The sequence below is a fragment of the Candidatus Kuenenia sp. genome (genome assembly GCF_027493735.1).
Classification (GTDB): Bacteria; Planctomycetota; Brocadiia; order Brocadiales; family Brocadiaceae; genus Kuenenia; species Kuenenia stuttgartiensis_A.
This window is the reverse complement of sequence record NZ_JAOSKF010000024.1, coordinates 66,622-85,537: the sequence shown is the minus strand read 5'-3', so window position 1 is coordinate 85,537 and position 18,916 is coordinate 66,622. Positions and strand designations below refer to the sequence as shown.

The 18,916-nt window shown below is 40.8% G+C and carries 20 protein-coding genes; 16 read left to right on the top strand and 4 right to left on the bottom strand.

What is annotated here, in order from left to right; all coding sequences use genetic code 11:
- Window positions 1-437 precede the first annotated feature (437 nt).
- Window positions 438-818 (bottom strand): RNA-binding protein, encoded by a 381-nt coding sequence (locus M5U24_RS17625; RefSeq protein WP_099324528.1) that lies wholly within the window; start codon window positions 816-818, stop codon window positions 438-440.
- A gap of 552 nt (window positions 819-1,370) precedes the next feature.
- Window positions 1,371-3,596: a transcription elongation factor GreA gene (gene greA / locus M5U24_RS17620; protein ID WP_164994558.1), complete on the bottom strand. Its 2,226-nt coding sequence runs from the start codon at window positions 3,594-3,596 to the stop codon at window positions 1,371-1,373.
- 394 nt (window positions 3,597-3,990) lie between these two features.
- Between greA and M5U24_RS17615 the strand changes: the two genes are divergently transcribed.
- From M5U24_RS17615 to M5U24_RS17565, 11 genes are all read left to right on the top strand, one after another.
- Window positions 3,991-5,319, top strand: coding sequence for a glycerate kinase (locus M5U24_RS17615; RefSeq protein WP_164994557.1), 1,329 nt, complete (start codon window positions 3,991-3,993; stop codon window positions 5,317-5,319).
- A gap of 1,156 nt (window positions 5,320-6,475) precedes the next feature.
- On the top strand, window positions 6,476-6,628 hold the full coding sequence (locus M5U24_RS17610) for a P-II family nitrogen regulator (protein WP_099324532.1): 153 nt from the start codon (window positions 6,476-6,478) through the stop codon (window positions 6,626-6,628).
- A 531-nt stretch (window positions 6,629-7,159) separates the two neighbouring features.
- Entirely contained in the window at window positions 7,160-8,809 is a 1,650-nt protein-coding gene (locus M5U24_RS17605; RefSeq protein WP_099324533.1) for an ATP-binding protein, read from the top strand.
- 30 nt (window positions 8,810-8,839) lie between these two features.
- Window positions 8,840-9,196 (top strand): response regulator, encoded by a 357-nt coding sequence (locus tag M5U24_RS17600; RefSeq protein WP_099324534.1) that lies wholly within the window; start codon window positions 8,840-8,842, stop codon window positions 9,194-9,196.
- Between the two features lie 141 nt (window positions 9,197-9,337).
- Window positions 9,338-10,711 (top strand): trypsin-like peptidase domain-containing protein, encoded by a 1,374-nt coding sequence (locus M5U24_RS17595; RefSeq protein ID WP_320414775.1) that lies wholly within the window; start codon window positions 9,338-9,340, stop codon window positions 10,709-10,711.
- The gene (locus tag M5U24_RS17590; RefSeq protein ID WP_099324536.1) at window positions 10,708-11,400 is read left to right on the top strand and encodes a Reeler domain-containing protein; all 693 of its coding nucleotides are present in this window, start codon (window positions 10,708-10,710) and stop codon (window positions 11,398-11,400) included. Before M5U24_RS17595 ends, M5U24_RS17590 begins: the two co-directional genes overlap by 4 nt.
- Before the next feature lie 58 nt (window positions 11,401-11,458).
- Window positions 11,459-11,965 carry a hypothetical protein gene (locus tag M5U24_RS17585; RefSeq protein WP_157820419.1) on the top strand — a complete coding sequence of 169 codons (507 nt, stop codon included), beginning with the start codon at window positions 11,459-11,461 and terminating at the stop codon, window positions 11,963-11,965.
- Between the two features lie 106 nt (window positions 11,966-12,071).
- A complete protein-coding gene (locus tag M5U24_RS17580; RefSeq protein WP_099324538.1) occupies window positions 12,072-12,350 on the top strand; it encodes a hypothetical protein in 279 nt (92 codons plus the stop codon).
- A gap of 54 nt (window positions 12,351-12,404) precedes the next feature.
- Window positions 12,405-12,833: a hypothetical protein gene (locus M5U24_RS17575; protein ID WP_099324539.1), complete on the top strand. Its 429-nt coding sequence runs from the start codon at window positions 12,405-12,407 to the stop codon at window positions 12,831-12,833.
- Entirely contained in the window at window positions 12,797-13,108 is a 312-nt protein-coding gene (locus tag M5U24_RS17570; protein ID WP_157820420.1) for a CsgG/HfaB family protein, read from the top strand. Before M5U24_RS17575 ends, M5U24_RS17570 begins: the two co-directional genes overlap by 37 nt.
- Window positions 13,095-13,517, top strand: coding sequence for a hypothetical protein (locus tag M5U24_RS17565; protein ID WP_099324541.1), 423 nt, complete (start codon window positions 13,095-13,097; stop codon window positions 13,515-13,517). The genes M5U24_RS17570 and M5U24_RS17565 overlap by 14 nt, the downstream gene beginning before the upstream one ends.
- Before the next feature lie 189 nt (window positions 13,518-13,706).
- Here the strand turns inward: M5U24_RS17565 and M5U24_RS17560 are convergent, their stop codons facing one another.
- Both M5U24_RS17560 and M5U24_RS17555 read right to left on the bottom strand, forming a co-directional pair.
- Window positions 13,707-14,207 (bottom strand): hypothetical protein, encoded by a 501-nt coding sequence (locus M5U24_RS17560; protein ID WP_099324542.1) that lies wholly within the window; start codon window positions 14,205-14,207, stop codon window positions 13,707-13,709.
- Window positions 14,208-14,418: 211 nt separating this feature from the next.
- Window positions 14,419-14,736: a hypothetical protein gene (locus M5U24_RS17555; RefSeq protein WP_230405739.1), complete on the bottom strand. Its 318-nt coding sequence runs from the start codon at window positions 14,734-14,736 to the stop codon at window positions 14,419-14,421.
- Window position 14,737: 1 nt separating this feature from the next.
- Between M5U24_RS17555 and M5U24_RS17550 the strand changes: the two genes are divergently transcribed.
- The 5 genes from M5U24_RS17550 (at window position 14,738) to M5U24_RS17530 (ending at window position 18,913) form a co-directional block, all read left to right on the top strand.
- On the top strand, window positions 14,738-15,079 hold the full coding sequence (locus tag M5U24_RS17550) for a hypothetical protein (protein ID WP_230405738.1): 342 nt from the start codon (window positions 14,738-14,740) through the stop codon (window positions 15,077-15,079).
- Complete coding sequence (locus M5U24_RS17545) at window positions 15,036-15,434, top strand: hypothetical protein (protein ID WP_230405737.1); 399 nt, start codon at window positions 15,036-15,038, stop codon at window positions 15,432-15,434. The genes M5U24_RS17550 and M5U24_RS17545 overlap by 44 nt, the downstream gene beginning before the upstream one ends.
- 263 nt (window positions 15,435-15,697) lie before the next feature.
- Complete coding sequence (gene fbp / locus M5U24_RS17540; RefSeq protein WP_099324543.1) at window positions 15,698-16,714, top strand: class 1 fructose-bisphosphatase; 1,017 nt, start codon at window positions 15,698-15,700, stop codon at window positions 16,712-16,714.
- Window positions 16,715-16,741: 27 nt separating this feature from the next.
- Entirely contained in the window at window positions 16,742-18,130 is a 1,389-nt protein-coding gene (locus M5U24_RS17535; protein WP_099324544.1) for a class II fructose-bisphosphate aldolase, read from the top strand.
- A 276-nt stretch (window positions 18,131-18,406) separates the two neighbouring features.
- Window positions 18,407-18,913 carry a Rieske 2Fe-2S domain-containing protein gene (locus tag M5U24_RS17530; RefSeq protein ID WP_099324545.1) on the top strand — a complete coding sequence of 169 codons (507 nt, stop codon included), beginning with the start codon at window positions 18,407-18,409 and terminating at the stop codon, window positions 18,911-18,913.
- The last annotated feature ends 3 nt before the right edge of the window (window positions 18,914-18,916 follow it).

Below are 18,916 nucleotides of genomic sequence, written 5' to 3'. Positions count from 1 at the left end.
ACCGGCAATCATTCTGTTTTTTTCCGTTAGAATGGTAGGAAATGCCTTTGTATCAGTATGTAGCGGCAATTCGAGAATTGCCGCTACACTGAATATCACTCTATTATTACGGGAATGCTAATAAAACAAAACTACTAAAAAATATCGAGCTTTCCTGACAATTTGATGCGTTTTTTAGACGAATTTGAAGCGACCCAGGCCATTATACGTCAACATCGATGTAATCATGATCGGTTTTTTACAATACGGGAAGTTGCTATTATGAAAGCAGGGGCTTTTTTGAGCAATTATCTCTTTCTGTGAATTTGATACTGCAATGGTATTGTGAATACAAAGAGGAATCATGCCACGGCCTTTATTATTTTGCAAATGTGTGGCTTGTACTTATAGAACCGAAAGTGCATTATTCCTCTTTGCCCCCAATAGGTAAATCAATTTTACCAGGGCCTTCCGCCACCACTTCTACCACCACCACTACCGCCGCTTCTACCGCCGCCACTTCTGCCGCCACCGCCACCGCTTCTACCGCCGCCACTTCTACCTCTACCACCACCGCCGCCTTGCTTACGGTCATCAGTACGGGGAAGCGCCTCATTAACATTCAGAACCCTTCCATTTAAATCTTTGCCGTTGAGACTATCTAGCGCAGCCTGCGCTTCTGCCCTTGAGGGCATTTCTACAAATCCAAATCCTCTGGATTCTCCGCTGAATTTATCCTTAATGATTGTTACGGACGTGACCTGCCCAAACTCCTCAAAAACCTGTTTCAATTCTTCCTCTGTTGTTTGTCGTGCCAGGTTGCCGGCGTAAATATTCATGTTTCTATCCTTTCTTTTAGGTATTAATAACAATATTTTATTTGGTGTATATTTGCGTTTGAGTAAATCAGACCTATGGATGTTTCAAGTTATTTTATTTCTCCCCCTTTCCTGTTTTTTCAGAAGTTAGGCAAACTTCCGTAATTTCATACGTAGTATAATGCAAGTTTGTAGCATATGCAACAAAGTTATCGTGATTTTAAGCATGGCGGTTGCTTCTTTCAGCATTTGGTAACGAACCAATTACGCATGCATTATACATTACTCCCTGACCTGAACGCTCAATTCTTTTACATTGCGTTCTCTATTATATCCGTTGTAAAGTGTTCACAATGCAGGCCAAATTTTAGAGGGAATTTAAGGGGGGGGTTTTAATACAAATGTAGAGATGTACGGCTGTGCGTCTCTACTCTATAAAACCCGGAATTCTGTAACACTTTAGTTTTTTGAAAAATTCCAATAATCGCGGTATTTGCCCGCATAGTGTAGGGGCGAAGCATTTGCTCGTTTGGGCATGAACGCATTTATTTATAGCAAATGCTTCGCCCCTACTTATAATGCCTTTTCTATTTTTATAATATCGCAAACTATCTCGTTTTCCGGAAGTTGGATAGTGACCGTCTCACCTGTTTTTTTATTCAACAAGCCTTTTCCGATTGGCGACAGATAAGAGATAATATTTTTGTCAATATCAGCATCCCAAGGGCCCAGCAGTGTATACGTTTCCGTGGTTTCTTTGTCCTTGTTTTTAATAGTTACTTTTGTGCCTGGCGAGACGATATTCGTTTTTACGGTATACGGCTCGATAAAAACTATCTTTTGCAAGTCAGCCTTCAATCGTTCCGCCTTTTCGATCAACTGTGCCTGTTTTTCACGCGCCGCCTGATATTCTGCGTTTTCTCTGAGATCACCGCGACTGATAGCCTCTCCAAGGTCGCGCGCATTTTCAGCAAATTGAATATTCATGATGTTGTCGAGTTCCTTCTTCTGCTTTTCGTATCCATGTTTTGTAACATAGATTTTATTTTCATCCAAGGTGAGTATTTCCGGCTTTTTAATCATCTCGGGAAAACGGTCGCGAATAACGCTTTCAATGGAAATTTTAAACCAATCTTCAATACATTTACTGCCCGAAACTACATTATACATGCTGGCTGCATTGGATTCGGTCAAATGGTTTATGGCATGATCGGTTCCTTTTTCCTCTAACAGGCCTTTGATTTTATTAAATATCGATCGGATATTTCCGTCACGTCCCTTTTGCATTTTAAAGTAAATATTATTTATCAGTTCGATTAGTTGAATGAAAAGTGTTCCGGAATTAATATTCGCATAAAGATCCGGGAAACGTCCGTAAAAATTGTTTCTGCAGAACCAGAAATAGTGTTCCGGGTATGCATTAAACTGTGAAAATATTTTTTGCGAAACACTATTTAATGAATCCTGCTTGTTCTCATTAATAAGTTCCTTAATTATAAACTCCCAAAGATGGCTATTTTGGTCAAAAAATAAGCTGGCAAATTCATTTTGCCAATGTTCCGGGTATATTTTTTTGATTCTGTGAAGAACATGTTTTTTATACTCTAATATGCATATGTTACCGATTAGTTTTGATAAATTGTCGGAGTTTTTTATAACGGTTTCAATCATATCCTTGTAATTTGCAGGGCATTCGTTCAGCATAATTTGCACTTGTTCGGCAAGGAGAAGGCATTCAATAACGGCGGAAGGATGTGTGTCCTTTAATTTTTCAGCTTCTTGCGTAAAGAGTGACTTGATTTTCTGTAAGATTTCTTTGCATTTTTCAGTATTCTTTCCTCCCTCGGCGAGGTATTTTCGGGCTGACTCGATTTCTTTGTAAATTTCCCCGGATTGAGTGAGCGTATTAATAATTTCCTGATGCGGCGTCAATGGTTTTGTCCTGATTTCCAGAAGGGCAGTGGTTGGCGAGCCTTCGGTAAACTGGAGGTACGGGTCTTTTAGTATCAGTTTTTTCGTCTTTGTCCACCATTTGCTCCATGCGGATGGCGGCAAGAGTCCTGCAAGGAGTTGTTCTTTTATATTGTTTAACGTAGCCTTGCCATGAAAATGTTTTAAGGTAAGCCTGATCAAACCCACAGGATCTTCATCAATCATTTTGTTCAAAATGTCTTTTTGGCAATACACCATTGCCCGCAAACTATCCTTTTCCAGTTTTTGTAAAATATCAGAAGCAATCTCTAAGGCAATTCCATGGTTGTTTTTCTTCTCAAAATCAATATAAATCTTCTCTCCCTCAGGATCAAAAGAAACTACTTTGCCAACTCCCCAACTCTTATGATATACGTAATCCCCTTGTTCAAACATAAAATACTTTTCCAGCATTTTGAGAGATGCGGCAGTCTCCGGGGATGTTTCTATACTGGATTTACTAATGAATAGGCTTGCATAGGGTTTTTCTTTGTAGATATTGGCGTAACAAGCGGCAAATTTTGGAGCAAGTCCTTTTTCCTTCGGAAAATATTTCAATATATATTTCAAAACTTCCAATAGATCATTATACGCATTTTTCTCGTTATAGTAAGATTCCAACATAATGAGAAAATCATGTGCAAATTTCTTTTCCTGTCTTATAAGTAAATTGATAATATGCAAGAGCGGTTTTTTGTCATCAATTTCCGATTCTACAATGCCTAGCCATTGCTCTTCAAGTTTATCGTATTGCTCTGTATTAACTAAGTGTTCCAGCTCGGTATGCTCCATAATAGTATGATTTATCGTGGAAAGTTCATTGGACATTCTCGGTTCTCCTGGTTTACGGATTTTATTGTAAATACTCTACTTTAGTATTTCGGCAACTTTGTTTGCGACCACACCACGTGGCGGCGCGAGGCGTTTACTGATGTTGCATACCGGTAGAGCCTTATGTTTTCGGCGGCAAATGCTTCGCCCATGCAGAGAAACAGCTATTCATTTACGAAAAAACGTATCCCCCCGTTTTTCGCGGGAATGATGCTTTAGTGCTTTTCGGGTGAAAGTGCTATGTATAATAATATTGACAATAGACATTTAAATCAATATGTTATTTTTTCTGAAAGCAAAAAAATCCGTTGATTGCCGGTAAAATGGTTTCATTAGCAGGCATTAACGCAGGGATATGTTTTGCAAAATGTATTTATTAGAGGAGACGATTATGAATACCGCAGAATCATTAAGAAAAGATGCGTTGCAAATTTATTTTGCTGGTTTACATGCTGTCGAAGCCGATACATGCATACGAAAATACATGGCGGTAAAGGAGAATAGTCTAACTATTGGAGGAAAAACGTACGACCTTGGCAAATATAATAATATTTATCTTACAGGGTTTGGAAAGGTGAGCGGGTTTATGGCTGCGGCAGTGGAAAAACTGCTGGGGGATAAGATAAAAAAGGGCATTGTAAATGTTCGTTATGGTTATACTACACCTTGTAAATATGTCAAACTTAATCCCGCAGGACATCCTATTCCAGATTCTTCAGGCATTAATGGCACAAAAGAAATCATCGATATTGCAAAAGAGGCAAATGAAGATGACCTGGTGTTTTGTTTGATTTCCGGCGGCGGATCAGCGCTGTTTGAATTGCCTTATGCAGGGATTTCCCTTGAAGAAATCAAGGAAATTACTGCTTCGTTATTGAAATGCGGCGCTACTATTGATGAAATGAATGCCATCCGTAAACATCTTTCTCTTGTAAAGGGGGGACGTTTTGCAGGCTTGTGCAAGGCGGAGATGATATCTGTTATATTGTCAGATGTAATAAATGATCCTTTAGAAACGATCGCTTCCGGAGCGACCTCGCCGGACCCCAGTACTTTTCAGGACTGTGAATGGATATTGAACAAGTATAATTTACATCATAAGATTCCCGTTTCCATACAGCAACACATTCAAAACGGGATCCACGGCTACGTGGAAGAAACGCCGAAGCCCGGCGATAAAATATTTGACAGGGTAAGCAATATTATCATCGGCAATAATCGCACGGCACTGGCTGCGTCGAAGGAAAAAGGAGGACAACTGGGGTATAATACGCTTATTTTATCTTCCTGTATAAAAGGCGAGGCCAGGGAAATAGCCAAGGTTTTTGGCGCAATTGCGCGGGAAATTCATGCTTCCGGCTGCCCTGCCGAGCGCCCTGCGTGTATTATCGCAGGCGGGGAGTCTACCGTAACAGTAAAAGGCAATGGTTTAGGCGGAAGGAGTCAGGAATTTTCCTTGTCTGCGGCAATAGAAATTGATGGATTAGCGGATACCTTAATATTAAGCGCGGGAACGGATGGAATGGATGGCAACACTGAAGCCGCAGGGGCAATGGTAGATGGCACTACCATTATAAATGCAAAGAGTAAAAAATTACATCCGGAAAAATATCTTCTTAATAACGATTCATTCTCTTTTTTCAAAGAGACAAATGAGCTCATTGTTACGGGTCCTACGAAAACAAATGTGATGGATGTTATGTTGCTGCTGGTTAAATAGTAAAGCAAGGATTTTCCATTTTTTGTAATAGTTCGGCCCATTCCACCTTACCCAATTATAACACTCATGGTTTAAATCAACCGTTTTCTGAAGCAACCAAAGATATCAAAAACACCATCCACACAATCTATAAAAGCTGTACATTTCCTATTATTAAATAGTTATGAAATACTTTTTCCGACAAATATTTTTAGGCATGCTATGTGCGAATAACTTTACACATCTAAATTATTTATTATGAATACTTTGTTCATGGTGAATGTTTTTTGGAACTAATAATACGCCGGGACCGGCTTAAAAATGTTTTAGTAAACCGTAATATTATTATTTTAATCGTAAAGCAGCATGTGTAGTCAAATGAATTGAATTTTAGAAAGGTAAGCACTCATACCGTGCTTAAAATTAAGAAATTTCGCAAGGGCAAGACTTTTCGAAAAAGGAAATTTTTTGGCTGTAATAAAGAAAATACCTGGCATTTTTGGCGGTCCCGGCCCAATTTAACCAAATTAGCCGGAAATGGTGCGTTTTTTTATTTCAATGTCGTGAAAGATTTGCGGAGCTAATATATGTGCTTTTATTCAGTTAAATTATATTGCACATTTACGGACTATTGTGTATGCCTTTTTTATTTAATTCCGACGGAATCTGTCAAAACCTTGCGGTAAATGGGGAGTTGCAAAAAGAGGGCCGGAGTTGTGTTTTAAGGAAGCAAACCTTTTACCACGTACACGGTAATCTATATGCCTGGCAAATCTTTTTAAAAAAGCTAAACTATTACGTTTTTTGAGAGATGAATAATTAGTACCTTAGCAGTAATTTCTTGTAACTATTCAGCGTAATCTATTAAACTACCGAAGCACAACTCGTTCTCAAACCTTGTACTGAACATAGTGAAGTATCTGATTGGGTACGTAATGGCACTGGAAACTACATTCGCGGGTTCAGGTTTGTAACCTGAACCAAACGTTTTATACCTTCAATCCAGCTTTCTATTAGCAGAACAAATGACAAATAAATTCCAGATTCCAAACAGGGATTTCGGGATTTGGGCATTGGAATTTTACCGCAGTACATGGCCCCATTATACGCATAAACTCATAGGTTCAGGCTTCGTCGTGAGCTCAAGCCGAACGGTTGCAAACCTGAACCCGCCGGGATTGTTGTTGCAGGCGAGAATGTGGATAAGGTCGTAGATTGCATCAAAAAAGAGGCACAAACGGGCAGCATCGGCGGTGGGAAGATATTTATTTCCCCAATTGACGATATACACCGTGTACGTACCGGAGAGAGCGACGAAGCGGCTATTTAGCAACGGCTAGCATTTGATTTGTTGATTGTCGTAAAAAACAGGTGTTGAATATCTGAAGATTCAACACCTGTTTTAATAGAGTCAAACAAATCGTAATAATTTGCAACACTTTAGTCTCCCGGCGGGTTCAGGTTTACAACCTGAACCAAACGTTTTATACTTTCAATCCCGCCTTCTATTAGCAGGACAAATGACAAATAAATCCCATATTCAAAACATGGGTTTTGTAATTTGAGCATTGGAATTTTACCGCAGTACATAGCCCCATTATCTGCATAAACCCATGGGTTCAGGTTGTAAACCTGAACCCGCGAATGCAGTTTCCAGTGCCATTACGTACCCAATCATATACTTCACTATGTTCAGTACAAGGTTTGAGAACGAGCTGTGCTTCAGTGGTTTAATAGATTACGCAGAATAGTTACATTTTTTATACCAGAAAATGCTTTGTTTCCCCTATAATACTCTCAATACATTGGATGTTTCTTATCAGGAAACTCAATAGAAATTACTGATTGTTTAAATCCCCTTATGTTTACTTACAACAAAGACACCTTTCTTAATATTAACAAAATCATCTTCTCCAGCCTTGATATTCGTGAAGTTTATCAGACGATGAGCAATGAACTGTCAAAAATAATTGATTTTGACAGATTAACCATCACACTTATAACCGAGGATAATAATTTATACGAAGCATTTGTGGTTCAATCAAAAACGCATGAAGATACCTACATCAAAGAAGGCGATTTGTACCCCATGAAAGACAGCCTCATGGAAAAGGTAGTGCAATCCCGCAAACCCGTAATAGTGGACGATACCGCCAAAAGCCAATTTGCAACGGACGTCTTTTTGTTTAAGGAGGGCATTCGATCAAGACTTGGTTTTCCGCTTGTTTACAAAGGATGCATAATGAAACATCAAAAACTGTTTCATATCGATGAGAAAAAATATCCGATCGAATTCAAAGAACGCATAATAGGCAGCATAAATTTTGGCAGCAGGCAGAAGCAACATTATTCGAAAAAGCATGTGGATTTTGTGTCAAAAATTGCACCGCAATTAGCCATGGCAATTGAAAATACACGGCTTTTTAACAGAATCAAGGATGCGGAAGAAAAATATAGAAATGTAGTCGAAAGTTCCCCTGACATTATTTTTGAATGCACAAGCGACGGCAAATTCTTTCTGATAAATCCTTCCGTAGAAAAAATACTGGGTTACTCCGTGCATTACTTCTATGATGCGGGCAGTTCCATACTTTCTCTATGCCACGCGGATGACCAGGGGCAGGTGCAGCGCGAAATTCTTCAGTTATTTCATGGCGAGAAGAACTCCTTGATGGATTTTGAATTTAGAGTTGTCCACAAAAAAGGCAACATTGTATGGCTGTCTCTGGAAGCAATCCCCATCAAACAGGATAATAAAATAATTGGCATCGAAGGGTTTTGCCGGGATATTACCGATAGGAAAAAACTGGATGAGTTGAAAAACAGTTTGATCCGTGACGTTACGCATGAACTAAAAACCCCTGTTGCCAAAATGGAAATGGCAATTGACATGTATTGGCGTTCTTTTGCAATAGAAAGTGAATCTCCAGGGGAAAAAGAACTACATCTTTACAATCTTCTTCAAAACAATGTGAGCCGTTTGAAAAACATTATCAGAAATGTGCTCGACATATCTAGGCTGGAATCGGGAGTAGAACGTTTAAATATATCCGATTTCACCTTCGTCGAATTGGTGGACCAGGTTATCCACGAATTAAACCCTATCGCTATACAAAAAGACAATAAAATAACACATCAAATACCTCCCGCCATTATTTTGAAAGCCGACCGGGAAAAAATGTATTATTTACTTGTTAATCTGGTCGGAAACGCAATAAAATTTACCAGTCATGGCCGGATCGATATATCGTTCATGATAACGCCCAACGGCTTTGAAGTGTCCGTAAAAGATACAGGAAAGGGGCTGAACGAAGAAGCAATTAAGCATGCGTTTGACAAATTTTATAAGGAAACCCCTTCCATACCAGGGTCCGGAATAGGCCTTGCAATAAGCAAAAACATTGTCGAATTACATAATGGCTGTATTTGGGCTGAATCTGGCGGCAAAGGAAAAGGGGCAAAATTTACCTTCAGATTGCCCACATGCCATCTGATGAAACAATCAACTTAGTGGTTTATCGTTTTTAAAGGAAGGTACATTATGAAAGATTTATTAATTGTAGAAGACGATCCTGAAATGCAGGAATTTTACAGGGATATGTTGAAAGGCGAACAATTCTCGGTCACGTATGTTTCAGACGGAGAAGAAGGTCTCAAAGAAATGAAGGGTAAAAAATATGACTTGGTAATACTGGATATTCTGATGGAAAATATTACAGGCGACAGGTTGTTTTCCTTGTTAAGGAAAGACAAACATTATAAAGAGGTACCCGTGATTATGGCGTCTTCATTAGACAAACAAGCATATCAATGCTTCCAGGCGCTGGGGAAGGTATCATTCCTGGAAAAACCATTCACAAAAGAAATGTTGATAGCCGAGATAAACAAGTATTTATAGCAAAAAGCCCTACTCCCGGGAAAATCCAAAACAGTCCTCAGTCGGCAATCCTCAATCCTCTGTCCTAAATCTTGCAATCTGCAATTTGCCAACTGTAGACTGTAGATTGCCGACTGCATAATGTACTAACGTGAAGGAGAAATTGCACTGAAAGCAGTATTAGTTCATTTATCTGGCAGCCGTCGTGGAAAAACAGAAGTATTTTCTTCCGATAAAATAACTATCGGCGCCGATGCATCAAATGAAATTGCCTTTGATGCAAAAAAAGATACAAACATCTCCGCTTTTCATGCTGAAATACTACGGAAAGAATGTGAGTATCTGTTAATCGACAAAGGAAGCTTAAAAGGCACGCTGGTTAATCATAGAGTAATTAGCGAAATGGCACTTAAAGACGGTGATTTAATCGAATTTGGAGCAGGCGGGCCAACGGTGCGATTCCGTATAAAAATGGATGAAGATGATATTTGCAAACAATGGTCTGAAATATTGGAAGACTCTTTAGAGATTGCTCTTACTTCAAAGAAGGGGCGTTTCAACACTGCAACGGGATTTTTTAAACAACTTTTATGGGAGATTTACACCCAAATATCGCACCATATCAAATTGCGTATTATTTTAACACTGGTTGTCTTTTCCGGTATTGTGATCGCATATTTTTTTGTTCAAAATATCAAATTAACACAAACCGTCGAAAAGGTGAAAATGCTAGAACTCGAAAGGTCTATTGCAGAAAACATAATAAAAAAGTATACTAACGGCGTTTGCCTTATTCAGGGAGCCTTTTCCTATTATGATGAAGAAACTGGTGAACCGCTTTTTATGATGGGAAGAAGGACCGGGATAAATGAATATACCGGCACTGGTTTTTTAGTTAGCGAAGAAGGCCTGATCATAACCAATCGTCATATTGCCGAACCATGGTGGGAACTTGATACTTTCTCTGCGCCACAGTTAGATCCGGGGGTAAAACCTAAGTTTGTAGTATTCAGGGCGTTTTTCCCAGGAATCAAAGAACCGTTCCCCCTGACGGTGGAAAAGGTTTCAGATGAAGTGGATGTAGCATTGCTTCGCATAAATACCGGTGGCATAAATATTCCGGTGCATGAATTAGATACAACAGACAAGGGAGCCGTTGTGGGAGAACCAATATTACTACTGGGATATCCTGCGGGAATAAAGGCCATTTTTGCAAAGATGGATCCGGAACTGGTAAGACAATTTATTCACATCCCTTTTATTCAGTTAGTTCAGGAACTTTCCAATTTCGGCTTTATAAAACCCCTTGCCACTCAAGGCCATTTAAGTGATATTATGGAAAACAGACTGGTATATGATGCCCAAACAACAGTTGGCGGAAGCGGCGGTCCTATATTTAATAAAAAAGGGCTGGTTATCGGAATTAATTATGGGATATTTCCGGGATTCAGAGGATCCAATTTTGGCGTTCCAGTACGTTATGGATTATCTCTTCTCAAAGAAGTTTCCAAAAGTGTAAAGGATAAAAAAAAATGAGGCAATTTTCTTCCTATTTGTATAAAAAAACAGGTATTTCAGCATTTTTTATCTTTTTACGAATGGCGAATTATGCCTTCATTGTTTTTTTAATTTCCATATTCGTATTATTCTCGCAGCATTCATTTGCCCATTCCGACGGGGCGCCCCTGGCAAATGTAGGCGCTGCGACAACCAAAGACGGCTGGGCTCTTTATGCTCCAGCCTTTTCTACATGTAACGTTCTGGGATGCCATTACCAATATACCGTGGGTTCGGGTAAGGGCAAATTTATGTTATTTGTTTTAGATGAGTGTGAACCGGGAGAAATTATTGATATTCTGGTTTCGTTTAAAAAAACGGATACGTATTATCATGGCTTTCAAATTGCAGCGCAAGACAGGTATTTTAACCGATTAGTGGGCAATTTTATTAACGTCGGAGACGACGACGATACACAAGTGGAAGCGGGCGGCCTTTACGCAACTCATACGAAAAAAGGCACAAACCAAAAATACTGGCATGTAAAATGGCAGGCACCGCCCGAGGAGTTCTGGGTCGCCAATCCCGTCAGATTCTTTGCCATTGGATTGGAAGCCGACAATGACGGCACTGCTATGGGAGATTATGTGTACAGCGCAACAAGGAATATTGTTGTTAGATCCAGAAAATTTCGCAATATGCAAATGCAACAATTAAGAAGGGAGTAATTTTTTGAAACGGAGATATTTTTCTGTTGTATTACTGTTACTGACTATGTTTTGCTTCATGCATACATCATATGCATCTACGCTTGATTTTTCATGGACTGCGCCAAAGACATATGTGCATAATGCAGGGACAAAAGGGGAGTTGCACTATATTGTCTGGTTTTATAACTTAAAGAATACTATCGGGAAAACAATCATGGTGCCCATAGATGTATTTATGAAAACGGATACAGGAGAAGAATATGCCGACGCATATTATCCGGAACTTGTAGATTACATTAAAGAATTAGACGAGGATTTTTACGAAGGAAAGAAATATCAGTATGCCGCAATTGCAAAAGGGGAATTAGCGCCGGATACAACAAAACATTGTATCGCAATGTTCGAGGATATAGCGCCACAGGCAAAACAAGTTGAAATCTTTGTAACGGGCATATTGCATTTTTTCTTATGGCGACAGAAAATGGTCGATTATTCTTATAAAATTACGTATAAAAAAGAAAGGGATCAATGGAAATTGATTGAACATGGCATGAGCAAGGAGTGTGTTGGGGTCACGCCTTGAACACCATGCTTAAACTTACGGCAAATACTACCCCAATACCCTAATTATCCAGTCCGCCTTAGTTACCCGCCCAGTTGTTATTAAAAAGTTGAGGTGTACCCTGGATTTGCGTCCGCCGATTCTTTATCTTGATGATATAGAAGTGCAAAGGAAAAAAGGAAGGAATGTCGCCATTGTAAAAGGAACGGTCGTGGATGATCATGACATAAAAAGTCTCTCTATAAATAATACGGTTGTTCCGCATGGCGATGAAAAGGAGGTACATTTCCAGCAGGAAATAATTTTAGAGGAAGGAAACAATGTATCATTCAGGGTGACAGACGTTGCCGGAAACGAAACAAGCGGAGAGCAAAAATTGACGGTAAAGGCTTCGCTCTGGCCTTAAGATAAATGGAGTGAAATTAAATTTACGCAAAATACCACAATCAACAAACCCGTTTTGCTTGCCGCAACCAGGCTAAGCGGATCCCTTATCAATACGTTTCTCGCCTCTCAAACCGCCGTTGCGCCTGATACAAAAAACAATACTTCGTCTCAAATCAAAGGCGAAGATATATCTTCACCGATTATTCGCAGCAGCATAAAGCCGTGCATCGTGTACGATAAAAACTTTTTCTTTAGCGGAGAGGCGCATGATGACAGCGGCATTGAAAAATTGTTTATTAACGGGGAAGTCATAGACATCAGGCCTGGCAAGCATGTATTCTTCAATCATTTCCTCAAACTCAATGAAGGGGAAAATACCGTTACGGTGAGGGCAATTGACGCAGAAGGCAACGAAGCCGCACTTTTTCCGGTTGTTATTGAGAAAAAACCTTTGAATTATTTGATATGGAAGCCAGGCTTACCATTTCCTTGCTCCCGTTGAGAACGTATTCTGGAGCATCCAGATACTCCGTGGCATTGCAGCCGCTGCAGTCATCTGCACACAAGGGAGTACCGGCAGAACGGCTTTACGCCAAACTCCTCAATGCCTTCGATGAGGACTCTAAAAGGTTTAATTTTGTAGAAAGAGATCAGACAAAATTGCTGGAAATACTAAAGGAACAAAAAATCAGCAACTCTGAACTGGCGTCGCCGGATACCGCCATTAAGATCGGGAAAATAAAGGCGGCGGAAGGCATGCTCTTTGGTTTCGGTTGAGGAAAATGACAAAGGAATAAATGTCACATTGCGGCTTGTGGATACTGAAACAACGCAAATACTGGCGAATACGGATGTTTACGACGAAGATAAAAATGATAAAAACATTAATTGGCTCATGTACGGCCTTGCGTTAAAAATGAAACAGCAGTTTCCGATGACGCAGGGAGAGGTCATACACGTCTCAGGAAAGGGATTTCATGTGAACGCAGGCGCAAACCACGGGCTTTCAATAGGGATGAAATTGCTGGTTTTCAGGGAAATAAATGTGGGGAATTTCAGGATAAAAGAACCCCTGGAGGTAATCGCACGCGTTGTCTATGTGCAGCCGGATACGTCTTTCGTCAAAATTACCACGGCAAAAGACTCTGTAGATATAATGAAGGATGATATGGTGATTACGAAATAGGATGGAAGAAAATCAGGGATAATGGCGGAATGGCATGGATGACGTTTGGTACAGTCAATAATGGAATTGACAATACAAAGGTTATGATTGCAAACGGCGCTACTAAAAATCATGGTTTACCTGCTGCCGCACAATGTTTGGTTAAGTTGTGGAGTGAATTAACGGATAGGGCAAAAGATACTTTTTATTTTACAGTACGCCTCTGGGAGGTTGGAATTTTTCGATGAGTTTCTTTATGAACGAAAGTTCTTCTCTTTGGGTCTCAAGAATGGTTTCCATCTGTGTTTGCCGGCGATGCATCTGCCATTGCATGCGTAGCACAAACCCAAAAATTACCAGGGCAATGGTTATAAAAAGCCCAAGCGTCCATTGTAGTGTGTCAAAACGATTGCCTACTTCTTCAAAACGGCTGTTTATGTCTGTACGGAGGTCGTCGATGCGTTTATTGAGCTTGGAGTCAAGAGCGTCGATACGTTTATTGAGGTTGGAGTCTAGATCATCAATGCGTTTATTGAGGCTTTTATCCACGGTATCAAGCTTTTCATCAAGTCTTTTTAAATTTCCTCGTATTTCAGCAAGTGACTCTATGATCTCACGGTCAGATATGCGGGGGGCGGTCTCTACGGCAATGACGGTATGCTGGAGAATAAAGAAGGAGATCAGTATGATGGCGCTCAATATCTTATTCATAATGCAAAAGGCTACTTTTTGTGCCGGGTATTGTCAACAGAAAAATGAAGGACACCGGATTTGCACGGATTAAATACAAATTTTAGTAGGGGCGAAGCATTTGCGATAACTGGCATACATGCGTTCATGTCCAAACATGCAAATGCTTCGCCCCTACGGTTTCAAAAAACCAAAGTGTTACAAAAACTATAGTGTAACAAAAATTTATGGATTATTCTGCCATGGACGCATGAGCGCCCTGTATGTGCATTTCTACATGGAACGTAGTATGAAACGAGGATATTTTTATGAGACAAAAACAAATATTTTTTGCGTTAACATGCATCTTCCTGTCTCTGCCATTATCACGGGCAGCCTTTGCACAATTTTCCCTATCGCCTCCAAATATTAACTCGGTTCCGCTGCCCACCGGTTCGGGCGCAAGGGCTATTGCACAGGGAAGCGCCTTTATAGCCGTCGTGGACGGCGCTACTGCCGCCTCAAGGAATCCCGGCGCCCTGACACAGTTGTAAAAGCCGGAAATCTCCATAGTGGGTTCTTTTCTGGCAACGGATCAGGATTTTGATCCGGGGCTTACCGGACTCACCCTTGACAATGAATCCGTATCGCGTGGCGATTTGAATTACGCCAGCGCTGCGTATCCTTTCAGGGTCTTCGGGAAAAACATGGTTGCGGCGTTAAACTATCAGCAGATTTATGATTTCCACATGGACGTGGACCTTAGCATGTCCATTGATGACCCATCCCCGCCGTCATTAAATTACATGCAAACGATACAATTTGAATCAAAAGGCGGCATCGGGGCGTTAACGCCCGCGCTGTCAGTACTTGTCACGCCCAAAATATCCGTCGGCATACTGGTCAACATTTGAGCAGAAAGACGAAGAGGGCAATACATCACGTCCACTGGAAGGCGCATCCACAGACAGAGATATTGATGACACCTTTGCCATCAGTACCGGTAAGGAATATTTGATTTTCCGCAAAAAAACCATCATTCCTCTTCTCGGGGGACTTTTTTATGATCCCAGCCCCTCACTTGGAAATCCTACCAATGTGTACGGTTTTAGCGTTGGAAGCGGCATTTCCACGAAACGATTCAGCCTTGACGCCGCCTACCAATTCAGATGGGCAAATGACGTTGACGGCGAAGATTTTGGACTATCGGGCACCAGCTTTGACCTCAATGAACACATGTTTCTTACCTCCCTTATTGTTTATTTCTGATCTGCATTGTCAACGCCAACCCGATAATGGTGAAATCCGAAACACGAAATCCGAAACAAATTCTAATGACAAAATGATTTGAAATTCTAAACAAATGCGTCTTCCGTTTGTTGCCAAAAAGATAAAACATTGACACATAAACGAGTAAGAATGTAGAATATCGCAGAAACGTCTGCCTTTTGGCGGACAGTGAGAATTATGGGGTTGTGAAGATTAAGGAATAGCATTGAATTGAAACGTAATCTTGTTGGGAGGCATGCAGTATGTCGGGAAGTAAAATTATTACCGTACAAAGACATATAATTGAACAAGAGCGGGATCACCCTGAGGCCACAGGCGAGCTGACAGGGCTACTGTGGGACTTAACCATTGCCGCAAAGATCATTTCACGGGAAGTAAATCGTGCCGGGCTTGCCGATATATTGGGTCTCACAGGACAGGAAAATATCCATGGAGAAGAAGTTAAAAAACTAGACGAGTATGCCAATGACGTCATTATAAAATCCATGGATCATGGAGGTCATCTTTGTGTTATGGCATCGGAAGAAAATGAAGACATTATCCCGATACCAGACCAGTATCCCAAAGGCAAATACATGCTCATGTTCGACCCCCTTGACGGATCTTCAAACATTGACGCAAACGTAAGCGTAGGCACCATATTTTCCATTTATCGAAGAAAAACGACTGCTGGCAATGGAACACTTGAGGATTGCCTGAGAAAGGGCGTGGAGCAAGTTGCCGCGGGTTATATTGTATATGGTTCAAGCACCATGCTGGTATATACTGCCGGACACGGTTCCCATGGATTCACGCTTGACCCTGGCATCGGAGAGTTTTTACTCTCGCACAAAAACATTCAAATCCCTTCCAGAGGCAAGATTTACAGTATCAATGAGGGAAACACAAATACATGGGACGAAGGGACACGTAAGTATATTAACGATCTGAAAAAGGTAACCCCTGAGACGGGGCAAAAGCCTTATTCTCTCCGGTACATTGGTTCCCTGGTGGCAGATTTTCATAGAACCCTTTTGTATGGAGGCATCTTTCTGTATCCTGCCGATTATAAAGACCCGAACAAACCAAAATCAAAACTCAGATTGCTCTATGAAGCAGCTCCACTTGCCTTTATTGTTGAACAGGCAGGCGGCAAGGCTTCCACCGGCGATACTGCCATCATGGAAATAAAAGCGGAACAACTCCACCAAAAAACGCCTCTTATTATCGGGAGCAAAGAAGACGTGGAGAAATATGAAGGATATTTCAAAAATAAATAAAAATATACGGAAGGGAGTATACTGTTTATGCTATACACAACAAAAGAAGAACTATTCAATAATATCAAAGGCATTATCGATATTCAAAAAGACGGAACTGTTTCTATAATCAATAAAGATGCGTTAAGAACAAAAACGATAGATAAAATCGTTTACAATGCCGTTTTCAACAGTGACAGCAATCTGAAAGATATCTCACGGTGGCTAATCTGGTCGGCCAGTAATGCGCTTGGCAATGCGTCATCTTCCATACAATCGCTTTATGATGCGATGGGACGGAGAGAATACAAGGGTTTCACCGTGCCGGCCATCAACATTCGGGGACTTACCTATGACGTTGCCCGCGCTGTGTTTTGTGCGGCAAAGAAAAACAATGCGGCTGCAATAATATTTGAGATCGCACGATCGGAAATCGGATATACCGGTCAGCGGCCTGCAGAATACACAGCGGTTGTCCTTGCGGCAGCTATCAGGGAAGGGCATGAATACCCTGTATTTATTCAGGGCGATCACTTCCAGATTATTCTCCGGAAATACCAGGCAGACAAAGAAGCAGAGCTTGCTACGGTAAAAAACCTCATAAAAGAGGCCATCGATGGAGGTTTTTATAATATTGACGTCGATACCTCTACACTGGTCGATTTGAGCAAACCCGATCTTGCCGGGCAGCAACGTCTCAATTTTGAACTTGCCGCCGAACTTACCGCGTATATCAGGTCATTGGAACCAAAGGGCATTACGATATCCGTTGGCGGAGAAATCGGCGAAGTGGGAAAAAAGAACAGCACTATTGAAGAACTGCGTGCGTTCATGGATGGATACAACGCCACTTTAAAAACAAAGGGCAGCGGATTAAAAGGCATCAGCAAAATCAGCGTGCAGACGGGCACATCCCATGGAGGGGTCGTACTTCCTGACGGAACCATTGCCAACGTGAAACTGGATTTTGACACTTTAAAAACCTTGTCAAATACTGCAAAGGATGAATACGGCATGAGCGGGGCAGTGCAGCATGGCGCTTCAACGCTTCCTGCTGATGCGTTCAGCAAATTTCCGGAAGCAGATACGGCGGAAGTGCATCTCGCCACAGAATTTCAAAATATGATTTATGATAACAGCGCCTTCCCCGCAGATTTTAAGAAAGAGATATACGAACTCCTCAAAGACAAATGCCGCAGCGAATGGAAGGAAGGCCAGACCGAAGAACAGTTTATCTACACAACCAGAAAAATGGGATTCGGCCCTTTCAAGCAGAAATTCTGGGATTTACCGGAAAATATCAGGGCAAAAATCGGACAGGATCTTGAAGATAAATTTGACTTCCTCTTTAAAAAATTAAACATAGTCAATTCAAAAGAGATCATTAAAAACACAATTCAACCGGTACCGGTAAAGGTAGCATTGCCAACACCTTGATTCGTTAATTCGTTGATTGGTCAAACAGTTAAATCGTTTTAACTACCTAACGACTTAACGACTTAACCACTTAACCATTTTGTCAATTTAACCATATTTGAAAATTCAGTTGACTTTCATAATTTCTCATTTATTATTCATTATACAATAATGCTGCCGACGGAAATGATAGTATATTGACAATTCCTTCCGGATTCTCAATTTAATCTTCCAGGAATTTTCAATCTTTTAAATAAACACTACATTAAGTGTATTTTAAAATAATTCCGGTGAAATATGTTGGAAGCAGTTAAAAATTCTGAAATTCCTGTAAATCGTAGAAAATTGCTCTACTTTACCGGCTGGGGTTTTATAGGTATATTTGCTGCCACAATCACCGGCTCAATTATCAGATTTTTTTTCCCCAGAACTATCTTCGAACCCCCCACGCGTTATTCAATCGGTTTCCCCTCCCAATATGCTTCAGGCGTAAGCGAAAAATTTAAAAAACAATTCAGGATTTGGATAGTCAAGGAAGATGATACATTGTATGTCATTGAGGCAAAGTGTACTCACCTGGGCTGTACCCCGAACTGGTTGGCCTCCGAGGGGAAATTCAAATGTCCATGTCATGGCAGCGGTTTTACCCCTGATGGAATTAACATTGAAGGCCCTGCGCCGAGGCCCCTGGAGCGATTTAAAGTGGCATTGGGCGATGACGGGCAGATCATTGTCGATGAAAGCACCCGATACAGGGGTGAACGGGGTGAATGGGACAAACCCGGGGCATTTTTAAAGGTATAATCC